18 protein-coding genes and 1 pseudogene are annotated in these 16,342 nt (G+C 40.5%); 3 read left to right on the top strand and 16 right to left on the bottom strand.

The genetic code is table 11. From position 1 onward, the window contains the following. Nucleotides 1-208 precede the first annotated feature (208 nt). Complete coding sequence (locus Xentx_RS14520) at nt 209-838, bottom strand: glutathione S-transferase family protein (protein ID WP_074020996.1); 630 nt, start codon at nt 836-838, stop codon at nt 209-211. Between the two features lie 255 nt (nt 839-1,093). On the opposite strand from Xentx_RS14520, the gene Xentx_RS14515 reads away from it, so the two are divergent. After that, nucleotides 1,094-1,648, top strand: coding sequence for a cytochrome b (locus Xentx_RS14515; protein ID WP_074020995.1), 555 nt, complete (start codon nt 1,094-1,096; stop codon nt 1,646-1,648). Between the two features lie 21 nt (nt 1,649-1,669). Then, nucleotides 1,670-2,251, top strand: a complete 582-nt coding sequence (locus Xentx_RS14510) for a YceI family protein (RefSeq protein ID WP_074020993.1) — start codon at nt 1,670-1,672, stop codon at nt 2,249-2,251. Between the two features lie 106 nt (nt 2,252-2,357). Here the strand turns inward: Xentx_RS14510 and Xentx_RS14505 are convergent, their stop codons facing one another. The 6 genes from Xentx_RS14505 to eco all read right to left on the bottom strand — a co-directional run bounded on the left by Xentx_RS14505 (nt 2,358) and on the right by eco (nt 8,323). After that, on the bottom strand, nt 2,358-3,638 hold the full coding sequence (locus tag Xentx_RS14505; protein WP_074020992.1) for a rhabduscin glycosyltransferase: 1,281 nt from the start codon (nt 3,636-3,638) through the stop codon (nt 2,358-2,360). 30 nt (nt 3,639-3,668) lie between these two features. Then, nucleotides 3,669-4,541 carry a tyrosine isonitrile desaturase/decarboxylase gene (pvcB, locus tag Xentx_RS14500; protein ID WP_074020991.1) on the bottom strand — a complete coding sequence of 291 codons (873 nt, stop codon included), beginning with the start codon at nt 4,539-4,541 and terminating at the stop codon, nt 3,669-3,671. A 43-nt stretch (nt 4,542-4,584) separates the two neighbouring features. Further along, complete coding sequence (gene pvcA / locus Xentx_RS14495) at nt 4,585-5,583, bottom strand: L-tyrosine isonitrile synthase (RefSeq protein WP_074020989.1); 999 nt, start codon at nt 5,581-5,583, stop codon at nt 4,585-4,587. Nucleotides 5,584-6,042: 459 nt separating this feature from the next. Continuing rightward, nucleotides 6,043-6,740 (bottom strand): IS1 family transposase gene (locus tag Xentx_RS18585; protein WP_139292502.1). Its coding sequence is split into 2 segments (ribosomal slippage): nt 6,043-6,482 and nt 6,482-6,740, totalling 699 coding nucleotides; the frame shifts between segments, so codons are not numbered across the junction. Between the two features lie 154 nt (nt 6,741-6,894). Next, nucleotides 6,895-7,602, bottom strand: coding sequence for an aquaporin Z (gene aqpZ, locus Xentx_RS14480; protein WP_074020986.1), 708 nt, complete (start codon nt 7,600-7,602; stop codon nt 6,895-6,897). 244 nt (nt 7,603-7,846) lie between these two features. Further along, nucleotides 7,847-8,323 (bottom strand): serine protease inhibitor ecotin, encoded by a 477-nt coding sequence (gene eco / locus Xentx_RS14475; RefSeq protein WP_074020985.1) that lies wholly within the window; start codon nt 8,321-8,323, stop codon nt 7,847-7,849. A gap of 267 nt (nt 8,324-8,590) precedes the next feature. Between eco and Xentx_RS14470 the strand changes: the two genes are divergently transcribed. Next, nucleotides 8,591-8,815 carry an HP1242/YdcH family protein gene (locus Xentx_RS14470; protein WP_074020983.1) on the top strand — a complete coding sequence of 75 codons (225 nt, stop codon included), beginning with the start codon at nt 8,591-8,593 and terminating at the stop codon, nt 8,813-8,815. Between the two features lie 144 nt (nt 8,816-8,959). Here Xentx_RS14470 and Xentx_RS14465 read toward each other — a convergent pair whose 3' ends face one another. The 9 genes and pseudogenes from Xentx_RS14465 to Xentx_RS18890 form a co-directional block, all read right to left on the bottom strand. Next, complete coding sequence (locus Xentx_RS14465; protein ID WP_074020981.1) at nt 8,960-9,196, bottom strand: ogr/Delta-like zinc finger family protein; 237 nt, start codon at nt 9,194-9,196, stop codon at nt 8,960-8,962. A gap of 96 nt (nt 9,197-9,292) precedes the next feature. Continuing rightward, the gene (locus Xentx_RS14460) at nt 9,293-10,765 is read right to left on the bottom strand and encodes a phage late control D family protein (RefSeq protein ID WP_074020980.1); all 1,473 of its coding nucleotides are present in this window, start codon (nt 10,763-10,765) and stop codon (nt 9,293-9,295) included. Further along, nucleotides 10,762-11,226, bottom strand: coding sequence for a phage tail protein (locus Xentx_RS14455; RefSeq protein WP_074020978.1), 465 nt, complete (start codon nt 11,224-11,226; stop codon nt 10,762-10,764). The genes Xentx_RS14460 and Xentx_RS14455 overlap by 4 nt, the downstream gene beginning before the upstream one ends. Next, nucleotides 11,223-13,700, bottom strand: coding sequence for a phage tail tape measure protein (locus Xentx_RS14450; RefSeq protein WP_074020976.1), 2,478 nt, complete (start codon nt 13,698-13,700; stop codon nt 11,223-11,225). Before Xentx_RS14450 ends, Xentx_RS14455 begins: the two co-directional genes overlap by 4 nt. Continuing rightward, nucleotides 13,693-13,812, bottom strand: a complete 120-nt coding sequence (locus Xentx_RS14445; RefSeq protein ID WP_208607592.1) for a GpE family phage tail protein — start codon at nt 13,810-13,812, stop codon at nt 13,693-13,695. The genes Xentx_RS14450 and Xentx_RS14445 overlap by 8 nt, the downstream gene beginning before the upstream one ends. Before the next feature lie 14 nt (nt 13,813-13,826). Beyond that, nucleotides 13,827-14,144, bottom strand: a complete 318-nt coding sequence (locus Xentx_RS14440) for a phage tail assembly protein (RefSeq protein WP_074020973.1) — start codon at nt 14,142-14,144, stop codon at nt 13,827-13,829. Between the two features lie 106 nt (nt 14,145-14,250). Beyond that, a complete protein-coding gene (locus Xentx_RS14435) occupies nt 14,251-14,769 on the bottom strand; it encodes a phage major tail tube protein (protein ID WP_074020972.1) in 519 nt (172 codons plus the stop codon). A gap of 11 nt (nt 14,770-14,780) precedes the next feature. Beyond that, the gene (locus tag Xentx_RS14430; protein WP_074020971.1) at nt 14,781-15,956 is read right to left on the bottom strand and encodes a phage tail sheath protein; all 1,176 of its coding nucleotides are present in this window, start codon (nt 15,954-15,956) and stop codon (nt 14,781-14,783) included. Between the two features lie 196 nt (nt 15,957-16,152). Beyond that, nucleotides 16,153-16,230: pseudogene (locus Xentx_RS18890) on the bottom strand (IS1 family transposase); the annotation flags it as partial. Nucleotides 16,231-16,342 lie beyond the last annotated feature (112 nt).

Below are 16,342 nucleotides of genomic sequence, written 5' to 3'. Positions count from 1 at the left end.
CGTTATAGAAAATGAAAGTAAACATTATGTATAAAAATGGATAAATAAACACTAATTTATTGAAATAATTTTAAAAAAAATTTAAATAATCACCTAAGTTATAAATCTGATAAATATAAAACAAATCGTATCGTTAACTATAAAAATAAATTATTAAATCAGGGCTCACAAAGAACCCTGAATCATAATTTCATTCATAAAATGTGAATTAATGTGCTATTTTAGGTTCTTTTAGTGCAGACTCTACCCATTCCATCATTGCTGGGTGTTCTAACATACGATTAACCCATCTCTGGCTGATTGCAGAAAGCTTCAATCCGTAGGTTTGGGCACGGCAAGCTACTGGAGCATAAAACGCATCGACAGCCGTGAATTTATCTCCCGCCAGCCATTCACCACCAAATCTGGTTAATCCTTCTGCCCAAAGCGTATCAATTCGCTCAATATCGCACTGCAATTCGGAAGTTATTTCATTTAACTCAGTGCGAGCAGAACAATTCATCGTGCAAAGCTGACGTAATGTCGCAAAACCAGAATGCATTTCCGCAGCAGCACTTCTCGCCCACGCTCTAGCTGTTTTATCTGATGGCCAGACTTGCGCATGATCCTCAGCAATATATTCAACAATTGCCAGAGAATCCCAAACAGTAATCTCACCATCAATCAAACAAGGAACCAACCCTGTAGGTGAAAATACCTGGAATTTCTCACGGCTGCTTTTGCCGTCTTCAAAATAGCTCAGCTTCTCATTAAAAGGAATATCCAGCGCCTTGAGCAAAATCCATGGACGCAGTGACCAGGAAGAGTAATTTTTATTGGCTATCCACAATGTATACATCGTCTTTCTCACTATAATGATAAAATAGTGTGATTACATAATCACATTATATTTCCCTATTAAAATAGTAAATCAGTTAATCCTATAGAATAATTCCCTCCTTATAAAACCATGGTTATCCATCTTAGAATTCATTATTAAAACAATACATTATAAAAAAATGGCACACCAAATAAAGAAATTAATTCACTATGCACTTTAAAAACGCTCGTCTATATTGTAGAAACATCTTTATATTAAAAATAAGGATATAATATGTCACTCAAAAACACTTCCACCAGCTTTGGCCATATTTCTATTTTAATTCATTGGCTAGTGGCACTTGCTGTTTATGGAATGTTTGCACTTGGATTATGGATGGTCACGTTAAGTTACTACGATACCTGGTATCATCGTGCTCCTGAACTGCATAAAAGTATAGGTAGCTTATTATTTATTGTCATGATTATTCGGGTGATATGGCGATTTATTTCACCACCACCAAAACCCTTGGCAAGCTACAGTTTTTTTATACGCACCAGTTCACAGTTAATGCAACTCTCTCTCTATATTGCTTTATTTGGTATTTTGTTTAGCGGATATCTCATTTCTACAGCCGATGGGCAACCTATCAGCATTTTTGGCTGGTTTGAAATCCCTGCAACCTTAACAGGTCAAGGCATACAGGCTGATACGGCGGGCGTTATTCATCTTTATCTTGCCTGGACTGTTGTTGTGCTCTCCCTATTACATGGGTTTGCTGCACTGAAACACCACTTTATTGATCGTGATACCACCCTAAAAAGAATGTTTGGTTACAAACCAAATTAAAATGACTTTTGGAGAATCATTATGTTGAAAAAGACGCTAATAGCCCTGATTGTAGGGGGATGGCTCATGAGTACAGGAAGCACGCTTGCTGCTGATTATAAGTTCGATAAAATAGGCCAACATGCCTTTATTGAATTTCGTATTCAGCATTTGGGATTTAGCTGGCTTTATGGTGGTTTTAGGGATTTCGATGGTAACTTTACTTTTGATCCCCAAAATCCAGCAAACGATAAAGTGAATGTCGTTATCAAAACCGATAGTGTAGACACTAAACATGCCGAGCGAGACAAGCACTTACGTGGCTCTAATTTTTTGAATAGTAATAAATATCCTGAAGCCAAATTCACATCAACGAATGTTAAGAAAGAAGGTAAAGATTATCTTATTACCGGAGATCTCACATTAAATGGTGTAACCAAGCCTGTCACACTGGATGCAAAATTGATCAATGCAGGAAACGATCCGTGGGGTGAATACCGTGCTGGTTTCGAAGCTACAGGTAAACTCAAATTAAAAGACTTCAATATCAAAGAAGATCTGGGACCAAAATCTCAGGAAGTTGAACTTATCATTTCCGTTGAAGGCGTGCGGGAAAACGCCTAATCATAAAAGAACGCGGTAAGAAAAACATACCGCGTTCCATTTTATGACCCTATCTGTTTTAACCGATATATCGATTACTTATATCCTGTTTTAGACAGATTAGTATCTATTGGGCAATCAATTCATTAATGTGGCGCGTTATTGATGCCAAAGCATTATGGGCATCATAATCTGCCTTAATGATCTGTGACTGCTGACGCCATATCGGGGAAGATAATATTCTTGTCACTGCCTTATATAATTGCTGCTCATTTGGTGTATCAGTATGCAAGCTGATACCACAACGTGACCAAATAACACGAGCGACAGCTTCCAATTTACCATCTCCTGTTCCAGCGACCACCAAAGGTACACCATGACGAATGGCTGAATTCAGAGAACCATAACCACCATTGGTAATAAAAATTGATGCTCTGGGCAGCCAGTGTTCAAAATTGAGATACTCTACTACTCTGGCATTCTCTGGAAGATCTTCGCCCAAGGCATCGATAGATCGACCACCTGTAATCGCCAATACCCGAACCGGCAAAGTTGCCAGCCCACGCAATGTGGGCAAGATCAATTGGCTAAAATCAACATTAGCCAGTGTTCCCTGAGTCACTAAGATCAACGGCAGTTTTTCATCTGGCCAGCTGATTTGTGCTTTATCATCTTCCACTTTCACCGGCAGCGATCCGATAAAATCCACCGTCTCAGGTAAATCATCACGAGAAAACTCAAATGATTGAGTTGCCAGTTGCAAGAAACGATCAACTCCACTCATCAAAATATCATTATGATCCCCTGTCAGCGGGGAACAATCCACGGCAGCAAGCGACTGATTGAATGCTTCCCTGACCTGTTCAATTAATTGGTACGTTTCCTCATCTACCAATTGCTCGCGTGTTAAATCAGCAGGCAATAATTCAGGTGGGATCCGAGCTCCCCAAAATATAGCATCCTTTGATGACCACGGTAGCGGAGTAACACCAATAGCAATGACAGGGATACGCTTTTCAGCCGGTTTCTGCAATAACGGCAGCGCTGCATAAAAAGTATTATCGATAATCAGAAGATCAGCTTGCCCCTTTTCTAGAATTTGCAGCAATTGCTTCGACAATACGGGAATAGGCGTGGCAAAAAATTTCCTTAATGATAACGCCATCTGAATATTTCCCGGTGGATGTTCTGCCCGTTCAGGAAAATATCTTTCCAGATAGCGGTAATCAACATCCACTTGTTTATCAAAAGGAACAAAAGTAGCTCCCAATGCTTCTGCTTGCTGTTGAAACAAAGAACCACTAAATATTGTGACATCATGTCCCTGCCCTATTAAATGTTCGGCAATAGTGAATATTGGAAAAACATGACCAGGAGTTGCAATAGCAGCTAAAACAATACGAGACATTAATCAAACCTCCCTCAAGGCAACTTCTATTCAATCAGCATTTGAAACAGAAATAGTGCGGAAATTGTGATTCTCACACACAGGCATGCCATGGATATGTACCCGCTGAATATGGCGAGGAGAACGGGAAATAAAAGCCTCACGTCCATGTAATAAAGTAAAGTTGTCACAAATCGCAATGTCACCAGATTGCCATTGATGGGCGTAGAAATAACGCGGATCATACAAGCGGTTATACAGTATCTCCTCAAGGGATTGTTGCTCTTCGTGTGACATGCCATCTATCTTCAAAGCGTGATGATCAGCATACTTCACATCGTCTTTTCCCATCGGCTCATTGTAACGCATAACCCATTTTTTACCGTTGGGATGAAGGCAAATCAACGGTGAAGTCACTTCACCACCATAATGTGTCACTCGGCTTGTACGGTAGGTAATAGTGGTATTTTTCCATGCATTACGCTCATCATCACTGGCATCGATAATTAATTGTTCAGTGTTGACAAACGTAGTACGCCCTCCTTGAGCCGCTTCTGGAGCAGATACACAGTGAAATATCTGAAATTCGGGGATCGTCTCTCTATACATTCCATCCCAATGCAACGGTACATTACCACTGTCCAAAACATGGTCAGACGGTTTAGGGGACTCCATAACATCCAATACAGTACCAAATGGCCACATCATGATTTCACCCCAGTGGCTAGAATATTCCGTCAGTTTCTCTTTATCCATAAAACCGGATTGAAAGCCACGTAACACAACCAGCAGATGAGTACGAGCCAGTTTACGCAAAGCATCAACTGACAGTGTGGCAATATCCTGATTAGGGTAATTGGGAGTAATAAATACGCCAAAAGGTTTCATTACCTCAATATGACAATCAATTTCATATGTATTCATGATTTTTTTCTCCAAAATACGGTATACCACTTGGTTATTCTGCTTATGCTGTCGCCGTCTGAGATTTTATTTGCTGGGTTTCTTTAGATGACGTTTCAATCAAGTAATGGCTTGGAATACCTCTAATTTCGATCAGTTTTCCATTCATCTTTTTCACTTCATCACTTTTCATTAGTACAAACTGACCGTTAATGTTGGCCGCCACACCATGCCACGGCGTCAACCAATCATCCCTAGTCGGCATCATATGAATACCAATTTTGATACTGTCCACGGGCTGCGGGTGAATAGAAAGACGGATCGCCAAGGGGAACTGCTCTGCTAGCAAATTACCCCACGCCCAACTACGTTGGATAACCCCAGCCGAGCGCTGGCGTGCATCTTTTTGCAACGCATTTTTTGAACCTGTATATTCTGGCAATAAGCTATCTTCATAAAGAAAACGAGTAATCGCCCGATATAATTGAACGCCTTCTTCGGTTTTTTTAAGTTCATCTTTGATCTCTTCAATTGAAGAGGCATAACGACTGACCAATAATTCACGTAGTTGATCGTAATCATTGGTATATTGCGTTAGTGATTCAACGTTACCAAGATTAAAAACTGAAAGATGAGTCGCTCCCAGTTCATGTAGAAGCTTTTCAATTTCTAATTGATAGTGGGTAATTGTGTCATCATCGACAAGAATAAGATCACTGAAAACATGCCCATCAGAACAAATAACAATATTTGCTCCAGGTGGATAATAAAGCTGAATACGCTGACAAAGGGAGTTTAGAAAAATCAGTGATAATTTTTCTGCCATATCAGGCATTTTACCTAATACTTTTCTGGGATTTGGGGATTTTGTTGGAAATGCAGGTAAAATACATTCGATAGGTTTCCCCTGCTCCACAAATGCACGGATACGTGGCAGTTGAACCTCAGAAACCTTTTTTTCTTCATCTTGAAGTGTATGTTCAGATTCAGGGAAACGACGTCGATACTGCAATAATTCATGTAGAATTTTGTTAGACACTTCTTCTATGTCAAGACGTTCCATAATTCATTCCTAATTTATTACTTTTACATCACAGCCAATTAATACAGTTAGCAATATGCAGATATTGCTGAGTATAAAAACATTAACTCACATGCTTTTTAATATATAAAAATTCGAAATAAAACTTACAGCAGGCAAGTGACAATATACAACCAAACCTAACTATAAATAAACTGGGTTTTTTATCTTATCTTATTTTATTACACACACCACAAAACTCTAAAAAATCATAGAGATAAATATATATCATTGTAATTTCATAAAGAAATTAAGTTTTTTTAAAAAAATAATTCAATTTTTTTGATGATGTTACAAAACTGAAATAAAGTTCAAGGTCTTTAAGGAATATTTTTTTAAAAGCTATATTATTTATATATCCAACATTATTTATTACAGGAGAAAAAAATAATGCATGACGAACTTACAAATAAAGGTCGTGACTCCAATGGTTAGATTCCCCTATAAAGAATAGTATTCCCGTTCGATGAAAGTCCCTATCACCTTATCGTGCATCTCCTCTGATTTGGAATAACCTATCGTCCTTCGATTCAGTCTTTTTAAACGTGTACGTAATGTCAGATTGGTTCTTTCTATACGTTGGGTATAATGTTTTCCAACAATATGTTTTTCTTCAGGAAGTCGGTTGTAAGGTGCATAATCATCCGTACAGTAAAACCTGACATTAAAAGGTGATAATAACTCAAGGAGTTTGTATAAAGTCGCCGTACTGCGATCACCAAAAACATGGGCCACGACTCGCTTGAGGCGAGGCTCCCAGGCATACCAGAGCCAGCGTTGATTCTTTTTACTTCTCACAAATGACCATTGCTCATCAACTTCACAGATAAGCTGGACTTCATTTCCCTCAAGAGGAAGGTTGGTCACATTTTTCGGGGAGCGTTTTTTAACGTGCGAATGACGGTGTTAATCCCTATCTTCAGTACACGAGCGGTATCACGAACACCGGAGTTATTCACTGCCATATCAATAATTTGCTCTTTCACGCCGGGATAACAGGCTTGATAGGCATAGTTCAGTTGAAAGGTTTTACGGCAGGCATAGCAGTGATAGCGGGGATGACCAGTACGTCCTTTTCCATGCCCTTTAACCTCTTCTGTTTTATGACAGTAACGACAAACCACATCCACTTTAGCCATCTCTCACCCAGAATAAAAAGCAGGGAGTTTATCACAATATCTAATCATTGGGAGCATGACCACGAAATGAATATCAATCTTACTCTTATCCGTTGTAATCCAATATTCACCTCGTTCCCATGCTATAACATGGCTTATCAAAATGAAGGAAATATTAATTAACGGATGAATCATCTTTCTGTAAGAGTGCCCGGTATATCAACCCACCGATAGCACCACCAATTAATGGAATCAACCAAAATACCCAAAGCTGCTCCAAAGCCCACGTTCCCTGGAAAATAGCAACCGCGGTACTTCTTGCAGGGTTAACCGATGTATTTGTTACTGGAATACTAATTAAGTGAATAAGTGTCAATGCTAAACCGATAGCCAATGGTGCAAAACCAGCTGGTGCATTTTTATCTGTCGCTCCAAGAATGACAATCAAGAAAAATCCGGTTAATACTAATTCAACAATAATTGCAGCTCGTAATGAAAAACCACCAGGAGAGTGTTCACCATAGCCATTAGATGCAAAACCACTTGCCGTTGCGTCAAAACCACTTTTACCGCTGGCGATAAGGTAAAGTATCGCTGTTGCCGCAATTCCTCCAATCACTTGTGCAATAATATAAGGAATAACATCTTTAGCAGAAATACGCCCGCCAGCGAACAATCCCAATGTTACTGCTGGATTAAAATGCCCTCCTGAAATATGCCCTACCGCATAGGCCATCGTTACTACAGTTAAACCAAAAGCCAGGGATACACCCACAAAACCAATCCCTAGCTGTGGAAATGCCGCAGCTAAAACAGCACTACCACATCCACCAAACACCAACCAAAAAGTACCCAAAAACTCTGCCGATAATTTTTTAAACATTCTACGATTCCTCAATAATATTTGCATGAATGCAAAAGAATCCAAAAACAGTTTAGTTAATATTTTTAATTATGGGCAAGGAATCGCAGACAGAAAATTAAAGAAAAAACCAACGACACCAATATAAATGGTTTATTACAGATTGATTTTATTGTTAAGTTAACAATAACAAAAAAGAAATGATTTTTTAAACAACCTGAGTTTAATATAAAAACTCAGGTTGCCGGTTTATTTAACCAATAACTTATTTAATAACTGCTTTATTTACCTCATCCGAAGCTTGCCAAATACGATATTTAACTGTCATCGATTTTGGCGTATATACTACGATAGGTAATTTACTGTTATAACGTATAAAAGCTTCTTTACCTAGCTGAACCTGAACAAAACGTACTGTTTTTTCTTGATTTGGACAAGCCATTTTCGTTGAAGCGGGACCAGTAACATTATTTAGGACATAATAGTCATATCCCCAACCTTCCAGCGTTTTAGTCTCTAACTCACCGCCAAGCCAATGATGATTGCAATCCACTTTCATATCCTTGCCAATCACCAATTCAACCATGTAGTCGTTTTCATGTTCTTTCTGAGGCAATTCAATCACGCTACGAGCCATTTTCTCAGAAGGCGCAGGATAAGGCGCAATATCTTCAAGTTTTTTGTCCGCAAAAACCGAAGTCGATACCATCAAGGCAGCTAAAGGAAATAAATACTTTTTCATATATCACCTCTGAATATATTTAAAAAGGAGACTAGATAATAACAATAAAAAAATTGGGGTAAATTATGTTTTTTGGCAATGCACTGATTCTTAAAGGCATTAGATAAGAAAAAATCTATTCACTCATAATCAATGTTAATTTTTATTAATAACCCACCATTGAACAGGTTCTACCAGTTCTTTTTTATGTGATATTTCTCAAATCTGATATTAAAATGACCTGCTACACTCACCGAGTGTGGTAGTGAATTTCGTATAGGAGGTCTTATGTTTCCAGAATATCGTGATTTAGTATCCAACCTGAAAGAATCTCATCCCCGCTTCCAATCCCTGTTTGAAAAACATAACCGACTTGACCACGAGATAACCCAACTTGAAGGCCCAAATGGTGCAGGTTACAACGATAAAGTTATACGCCTGAAAAAAGAAAAACTACACATCAAAGATGAAATGCAAAGGATTTTGCAGGAACAATATCAGAACCAGAAGTAAATCAACTAAATGGTTTTGACGCCTACTTTTTTGTTGACGAGTGGGCGTCACAAGAAGTTCTCGAATAAAGAACCCCTTCAATTCAACATTCCAAAAAAAGCCACCATAACGGTGGCAAAAATTGGAGCAATATTTTTTCGTTATTTATTGTGCGGCAGCCACTTTCTGGCGAGGTTGTCTCTTGGTTTTTGCCCTTGGATGTGGCGTCACATTCTTGACTTCACCTGGCTTAGAAATGAAACGTACAAAGGTTTCATGGCTGACGAACGTTGCTCCACAATTGATATTCTGACATTGGTTATAGCGCTCCTTTGTTTGGCTTGAATGCTCAAAACTGCTGCGAGTATGCGCTGACTGACCACACAGAGGACACTTAATCATATTGTTCACCTTTCTGAAATCGTTATCTTGAAATAACTGTCTTGAAATAACATCATCTCGTCTGGTGAACAATATAACAAAGATCTCATGCTGAGATCAAGTACTCATTTCAAATTCATCGATTTTTATTTCGAGATCTAATGATGTCGTAAAACCACTGTTATTGAGCGTGTGCGTGACTTTGACCAAGGTCCAGTCAGTTTCATCAATTTCTGGTTTAAATCCCTCTAACTGGATGGGAGTTTCAGGATAAATATCAGCACGCCCCAAGGCTAATGTGATAGAGAACTGCGCAGCTCCTCGTTGCATTTTTTTCCACACGGCGATAGCGGCACGCTCTGCACTTTCTTTGTTAGAATAAATATGCGAAAGCGTCAGAATATTCTCCTGAGTTCCCACCAAATAGCTTGCAGATTCTTGCTGTTCCGTAGTTGTTTGATGATGTTCAACCGTTGATTCACGCTGTTCTTCATACGATAAGCTGTCTTCAATATCGAAATTCGCTTCTATCTCGATACTGCCGTTACCTTTGTTTTTATTCCCCTTTTTAATATAAGTCGGCTTTCCACGACCTTTAGTTTTTGGGTTTTTCTTGGCCAAATTAACTTTGCCAGGTGCAGGTGGTTTAGGTTTAAGATCTTTTTCCTTTTTAGAGGATTGTGGTTGCTTTTTCCCGGAAGAAGCATCCTCTTTTTTAGTGGTTTTTTTGTTTGTTTGAGAAGAATTCTTGTCTGATGATTGGCTACTACCACTTTCATATTCAACGACAAGTTCAACTTTTCCTTCCTCTGATGCCATTCGCTTCAATTTAACTGCCTGTTTAGTTGCTGTACGTGTGTCCATCCATTGAGCAACAACACCAGTATAGGCCTCACGATCGGAAAGAGAGAATCTGTGATTATCCCCTGATTTACGCGTAATCAGTACAGGCGAAATATGCTTACCATTCACCGTCTTATTCTGCCCCTGCTGAACAAACAATAATTCGCCATTTTTGACTGAAGCGATTGCGCCTTCTTGTTTTGCCAGTCGAGTCAAAAAGCTGACGTCAGATTCATTTGTTTGATCGATATGCATAGCGATATTTTCTAACTCTGAGCTTATCTTAAACGCCAATTTATTTCTGGCAGCGATGGTACTGACAATACTGCCTAAAGTGCATTTATGGTAAGACGCCTCCCGTTTCACATTCAGATCACCACGAAAATCTGCACTGCGGGCACGAATGGTCAATCGATCTGGCGCACCGACATGTTCAATTTCATCAACAACAAATTTTCCTTTCGGCGTTAAGGAGTAGCCATGCCACCCCAGTTCTAATGTAAGAATATTGCCACGACGGGGCATCACCAGCATGCCATCCGCATCATCCAACTCAATATCGAGCTGGTCTGATTCCAGGCCACGATTATCCGTCAATGTTAATGACATCAGGCGTGATTGGATCTTCCCACTGATATCCTTATTGTTGATTTCCAGACGAAAAGCGGGTTTACTGACTTTTCCAGTGACCAAATCAAATTGGGGAACCCAATCCGTGTCGGGTATCCACTTTTCAAAATCGATCATAAGAATACTCCCCTGACTTTACCGACAACATCGTCTTTGATATCAGAAAGCTGATCCTGTAAGTCTCCCAACATTTCAAACAAATTATTGTCAACACGCCGTAAAGTCAGCGTAAAACTGATTTTTCTGGCCGCACCACCTGACATAAATTCTGTTTTTGTCTCATCAATGCTTTCGATAACGAACATACCGTAAATCGCACCATTTCCATCAATAAAAGACCACGCCTTGCCACTATCTGCCATCACTTTCAATGCAGTCAATGAAAGTGAACCACCGGTCAGTTCAGGATAAAGCTCCCCAGATAGCGTGATCGTATCATTGTCTGAACCGACAAACTGCCAGGCAGGCCGCGCTCCCACGCGGCTGTTGAAGGCATGTCGCCAACTCTGTTTATATTGAAAAGTCTGATAGGGCGTTGTTTTCAGCATAAAAACAAACAAACCAAGTGCAGCCATCATGAGAAATCTTCTCCTCTGTCTGAAAGTGAGCTACGCATACGCGCTTGGTGCATACGTTCTCTTTGTTCCAATTCTTGCCTGACCACACGGGCAATATCCTGCGCGGATTGTCCCTGGGTGCCATAGACATAGATGTTATATTGCGGTGCTGCACCACCATATTGCTGTGGCTGACTCCGCTCCCATTTCGCCTGCACTTCCTCATAAGCGTGAGCAGGTAAACTCTGCGCGTGTAATGGTGCATCCTGCGCCGCAACCGGCAGTGACATTGAGCCAACGGCAAGACCCAAGGCAGCGAGTTTCGCAGTATTTTTCCGGCTGGTAACATTAGCTGGGCCATTGATAATTTCAGGGCCATATTCCCCTACAAGGCCTTGTTTTCCAGCAGGAATAAATCCCCCTGTATCATGTTGAGTAATCTGTTTTGCCTGCTGAGATGTGTCGCTCTTGGTCATTTCCTGTGATGTTTTTACGGCAACTTCCTTTTTATCATCACCAGACCACCACGATTTAAACCAATCAGTAATAGAGGCAAATTTACTTTTCAGGTTCTCCCATTTTTCTTGAATACCAATTAGCAAACTATCGATCATTGCTGAGCCAGCCGCTTTTAATTTTTCGGGAATAGCCTGAACATCAGCAACAATTTCATTCCATTTATCTGAAATTGATTTTTTTACGCTCTCCCAAATTTCTAAAGTATTCTGTTTAACGGATTCCCAGGCACCACTGATTTGAGTTTTGATATTTTCCCAAGTTGTAAAAACGCTTTGCTTAATGGATTCCCATTTCTCGTTTAATACAACTTTAATCGCTTCCCAAACTTCTAAGGTACTTTGTTTAATGGAATCCCAATTTTGATAAATAATGCCGATTAATCCCCCATTCATGAAATAACTTTTAATACCTTCCCATGCACTATTGACAAGGTTTTTAATTCCTTCCCACGCACTGCTAAAGATATTTTTTACGTAATTCCATAATGCAGAGAATTTCTCTCCTAATGTTCCCCAATTCTGCCAAATATAAATAGCAGCCATTGCGATAACACCAATAATGGCAAGAATGGGGTTCGCCATCATGACACGGCCAACAATCATTATTGCACGACCCAGTATACTGAAAGCATTACCTAAAAAGCCTAAACCTTTCGCACCAATACTTCCCAGCATTCTTATACTATTGCCCAAAAAGCCAAATACTTGTTGTCCAATACTTCCTAGTCTTCCTATACTTTTTCTTAATCCTACAAAAATACCGTTTTTGTTACCGCTATTGAATAGTGTATTTAATGAATTCCTGAGAAAACCAAAAACTTTCCCTCCAATACTACCCAATATATTGAGGCTACTTCCCAAGTAATTAAATACTCTTACACCTAATTGGCCAAATATACTTAAGCTAATTCTCAAAGAGCCAAAAACTCGTATCCCCAACTGACCAAAGATATTCAACCCTATGCGCAACGAACCAAAGATTCGGATACCCAACTGACCAAAGATATTCAGGCCAATACGCAATGAACCAAAGATCCGGACGCCTAACTGCCCAAAGATATTCAGGCCAATACGCAATGAGCCAAAGATCCGGACGCCTAATTGCCCAAAGATATTCAGGCCAATACGCAATGAGCCAAAGATTCGGACGCCTAATTGCCCAAAGATATTCAGGCCAATACGCAATGAGCCAAATATTCGGACGCCTAACTGCCCAAAGATATTCAACCCTATGAGCAACGAGCCAAAGATTCGGATACCCAACTGCCCAAAGATATTCAGGCCAATACGCAATGAATCAAAGATTCTAATTCCTATCTTTCCAAAAATACTTAGCCGAACTTTCAATGTTCCAAAAATCTGAATAGACAAAATACCAAAGATACGGAAACTAACTCTCAGAGAATCAAAAACTCTTATACCAACACTGCCAAAAATTTTTATAGAATTAATCAGAATTTGAAACGATGCCTTCACTGAATTAGTGGGAAATTTCAAAACTTTTTTAATTTTTTTCAGCGTACCAAATAAAATTGTTATCTTTGGATTAATATTAATAATCAACTTATCTAGCAATGTAAAATTGTTAGTTATATTTCCAGACACACCAAGGTTAAATTCATTTTTCTTACTGTATGAATTTTCTTGTCTAATATTCTGCGTAGTTTGAATAATATTGGCTGATTGGCTAGCGGCGCTGACTTGTACTACTTCAGTGGAATTTTTCTGCGCAGAGAAAGATTGTTTAATGGTTTGATTATAGGCCTTAAGATCGGCACGCATACGCGCAGTTTCCTGCGCATAACCTACAATGGGTTTTAATCCTTCAACAGTCTTATTAAGTTTTTTAAACTGGTTATAAATTTTATCAACTGAACCTACCAGTTTTTTCTGATGCTGTTGAAAAGATTTAAAGGAACTGGTCAGCTTACCAACAGTACTCAGTACCTTGTTAAGCTGTGACTGTATATTACTCATTTTCTGCACCACTTCTTAAAATGGCCCGATGTCGCCAGTCCAATAGTTCCGATAGTGACATTTCATTTGTAACTGTCGGTGACCAGTGAAAAACGGTGGCGATATCTGCCACCAATTCATCAACGGTTAATCGTTCTGGGAATCGGACTTGACCGACTTCGGCAACAAAAAATTGACCACCTCCACACTGAGATTAATCAGATCACCAGGTGACATCATCATCAGGTCATTTTTGGTCAATGCAGGGGTGGTAACACGCGGCAGGACAAGCAGCATAGAATCCACATCCATTTCCAGCAATGCCTGTAAACGTGCACCGCGCAACGCACCGCTGTTAGGTTTGCGTACCATCACTTCTGTGATTTCGCCGTTGCCTCGCGCCAGTGGTGCTTCCAATTCAATGGTGCGCAGATCGTCATTTTGAGTATTCAGTGTTTCTGTCATGGTTCAACCTTGTTTATCCGATTAGAGACCTGTCTCAACAGGCACGATTAATACACTGATGAGACAGGAAATAAGTTTTAAAAAAGTTAATTGCTAAAAGAAGCGATTAAAAAAGACCGATAGCGCGGCGATGCTGCTCCAGACGATCTTCCCCACCTACTTTTTCAACCATGTTGATGGTGTCGATTTCAATCAGTTCTTCACCATTCCATGTCAGTTTGAAATAAGTATTTTTGGCAGTGATTTTGGTCTGGGTGTTATCCCCCTGTTTATAAGTGCCGTGATCGAACTCCTGGAAGCGACCACGCATCACAACTTCGACTGCAACCACTTCACCGTTATCTTCACTCTCAAAAGAGCCAGCAAAGCGCAGCATGACACCGTCGGCTTTCGCGATGCCCCACTGTTTGTACAGTTGAGCTTCAACGCCGCCCAGAGTGAATTCAGCATCCAGTGCGCCTTCATCCAGACCTAAATCCACCATTGCGCTGCCATTCATGCCAGCACCGCGATAGGCTTCCAGCTTGCGGCTCAACTTAGGAAGAGTCAGTTCTTCCACGATCCCCTGATAGTTGTTGCCATCATTGAACAAGTTCAGGTATTTAAGTTTGCGAGGTAATGCCATCAGTTAGCCCCTTATTTATTGATACTTTTCGCGAAATCCATCAGGTAACTATCTGTAATGCGCTGGCGTAACATCATGTTTTCCAGTGGCGGTACAGGTGTATAGTCATAATCGATGGTCAGTTTGCCGGCTTTCAAGGTGTCTTTATCGTTGATTTTGTCGTCATACCAGCAACGACCGTCAATGATGTAGCCACCGGCTTTCAGCTCGCGGAACTTGGCATTGATACCTTCAATAATGTCGCGTACCAGTGATGGAGTCAGCGGTTTATCGATAGCCCACATGTGTGCTTCAGCCATAGTGTCAGCCAGAACCTGAGCAGTACGGGTGTAGCTTTCGAACTGAAACAGTGACTCATCAGAATTAGGACTAGCACAAGTGCGTGAACCCCAGAAACGAAAACCGTTTTTGCGGATCAGTGTTGTGATGTGATTCTGGTTCAGAAGATCAGCGTCAGTTCCAGTCTCTTGTAGATCCCAGAAGACATCGGCAGACAGACCCGTTACGCCGTTAACGCCCACATTGGACAAGGTTTTGTGCCAACCGGTCTCTTCGTCGATTTTGGCGCGCAAGCCCAGTGCATAAGCCGTCGCAGGTGCAATAACTTCACCTTTATCCCATCTCAGGAAATCAGGCCAAATCAGCATCAGCTCACGCTGACCGAAGTTTTCACGATATTTGATCGCTTCAATGTAGGTCTTGCAGCCATAAGCGCTTACATACGCCATTGCTTTCAGTTGTTTGGCAATAACGGCAAGTTCACTAGCCACATCTTTTGAATCCAGACCCGGAACACCCAGAATGCGAGGTTTAACACCGAGCTGGCTTTGTGCAGCAAGCAGTGCCTTCATACCCGTTTTCTTACCTTCTGGCGTAACGTCACCGATGATATTGTTACTGGTTTTTTCTTCAGTTTCGCCCTCAGCCACACGAACTACGACAGTGACAGGTTGTGCCTGTGCTGCGATTGCTTTCAGTGATGCGGCCAAAGTGCCTTTTTCACCAGCTTTACCAATGGCGCTCATAACGTCAGTCAATAATACCGGTGTGTCTAATGGAAATGTTTTTTCGTCTGCGTCAGGTGCAGTACAAACCATACCTACGATAGCGGTGCTAACGGTAGTGATGGTACGCGTACCTTCTTTGATTTCCTGAACACGGACTCCGTGATGATAATCTTGTGCCATATTAGCATTCTCTCCTGTTAAGGTGTGCTGATATATTGGCGGATTAGACGGGGGAAATCATTCGATTGGCGGTGTGTGGGGGGTGGTACAAATGTGGTTTTATGTTTTCCTTTATAATCAATTTATTGGGTAGATTTTTAATTGATTTTGGTTGGGTTTGGGGAAATTGGTCATGTATTCAAAGCGCTGATCGCCCTCAAACATAATATTCACGTTCAATGAAAGTACCGATGATTTTGTCATGCATTTCAGGTGATTTTGAATAACCGAGTGTTTACGGTTCAGGCCAGGGCGCGAGCATACTTTGATTGATATCTATCCAAAGAACACTTGTGCACGATAATCATCGCTCCAGCCGGCTTTTTTGAGTTTATTTCGTTGGCTGG

This window comes from Xenorhabdus thuongxuanensis (genome assembly GCF_001908095.1).
Taxonomy (GTDB): Bacteria; Pseudomonadota; Gammaproteobacteria; order Enterobacterales; family Enterobacteriaceae; genus Xenorhabdus; species Xenorhabdus thuongxuanensis.
Note: the sequence above shows the minus strand (reverse complement) of the source record. Positions and strands in the feature narration are given on the sequence as shown.

Bases quoted from the DNA above. Each gene is read 5' to 3' on its own strand.
- Xentx_RS14520 (WP_074020996.1), bottom strand. From the start codon at position 838: ATGTATACATTGTGGATAGCCAATAAAAATTACTCTTCCTGGTCACTG.
- Xentx_RS14515 (WP_074020995.1), top strand. From the start codon at position 1,094: ATGTCACTCAAAAACACTTCCACCAGCTTTGGCCATATTTCTATTTTA.
- Xentx_RS14510 (WP_074020993.1), top strand. From the start codon at position 1,670: ATGTTGAAAAAGACGCTAATAGCCCTGATTGTAGGGGGATGGCTCATG.
- Xentx_RS14505 (WP_074020992.1), bottom strand. From the start codon at position 3,638: ATGTCTCGTATTGTTTTAGCTGCTATTGCAACTCCTGGTCATGTTTTT.
- pvcB (WP_074020991.1), bottom strand. From the start codon at position 4,541: ATGAATACATATGAAATTGATTGTCATATTGAGGTAATGAAACCTTTT.
- pvcA (WP_074020989.1), bottom strand. From the start codon at position 5,583: ATGGAACGTCTTGACATAGAAGAAGTGTCTAACAAAATTCTACATGAA.
- aqpZ (WP_074020986.1), bottom strand. From the start codon at position 7,602: ATGTTTAAAAAATTATCGGCAGAGTTTTTGGGTACTTTTTGGTTGGTG.
- eco (WP_074020985.1), bottom strand. From the start codon at position 8,323: ATGAAAAAGTATTTATTTCCTTTAGCTGCCTTGATGGTATCGACTTCG.
- Xentx_RS14470 (WP_074020983.1), top strand. From the start codon at position 8,591: ATGTTTCCAGAATATCGTGATTTAGTATCCAACCTGAAAGAATCTCAT.
- Xentx_RS14465 (WP_074020981.1), bottom strand. From the start codon at position 9,196: ATGATTAAGTGTCCTCTGTGTGGTCAGTCAGCGCATACTCGCAGCAGT.
- Xentx_RS14460 (WP_074020980.1), bottom strand. From the start codon at position 10,765: ATGATCGATTTTGAAAAGTGGATACCCGACACGGATTGGGTTCCCCAA.
- Xentx_RS14455 (WP_074020978.1), bottom strand. From the start codon at position 11,226: ATGATGGCTGCACTTGGTTTGTTTGTTTTTATGCTGAAAACAACGCCC.
- Xentx_RS14450 (WP_074020976.1), bottom strand. From the start codon at position 13,700: ATGAGTAATATACAGTCACAGCTTAACAAGGTACTGAGTACTGTTGGT.
- Xentx_RS14440 (WP_074020973.1), bottom strand. From the start codon at position 14,144: ATGACAGAAACACTGAATACTCAAAATGACGATCTGCGCACCATTGAA.
- Xentx_RS14435 (WP_074020972.1), bottom strand. From the start codon at position 14,769: ATGGCATTACCTCGCAAACTTAAATACCTGAACTTGTTCAATGATGGC.
- Xentx_RS14430 (WP_074020971.1), bottom strand. From the start codon at position 15,956: ATGGCACAAGATTATCATCACGGAGTCCGTGTTCAGGAAATCAAAGAA.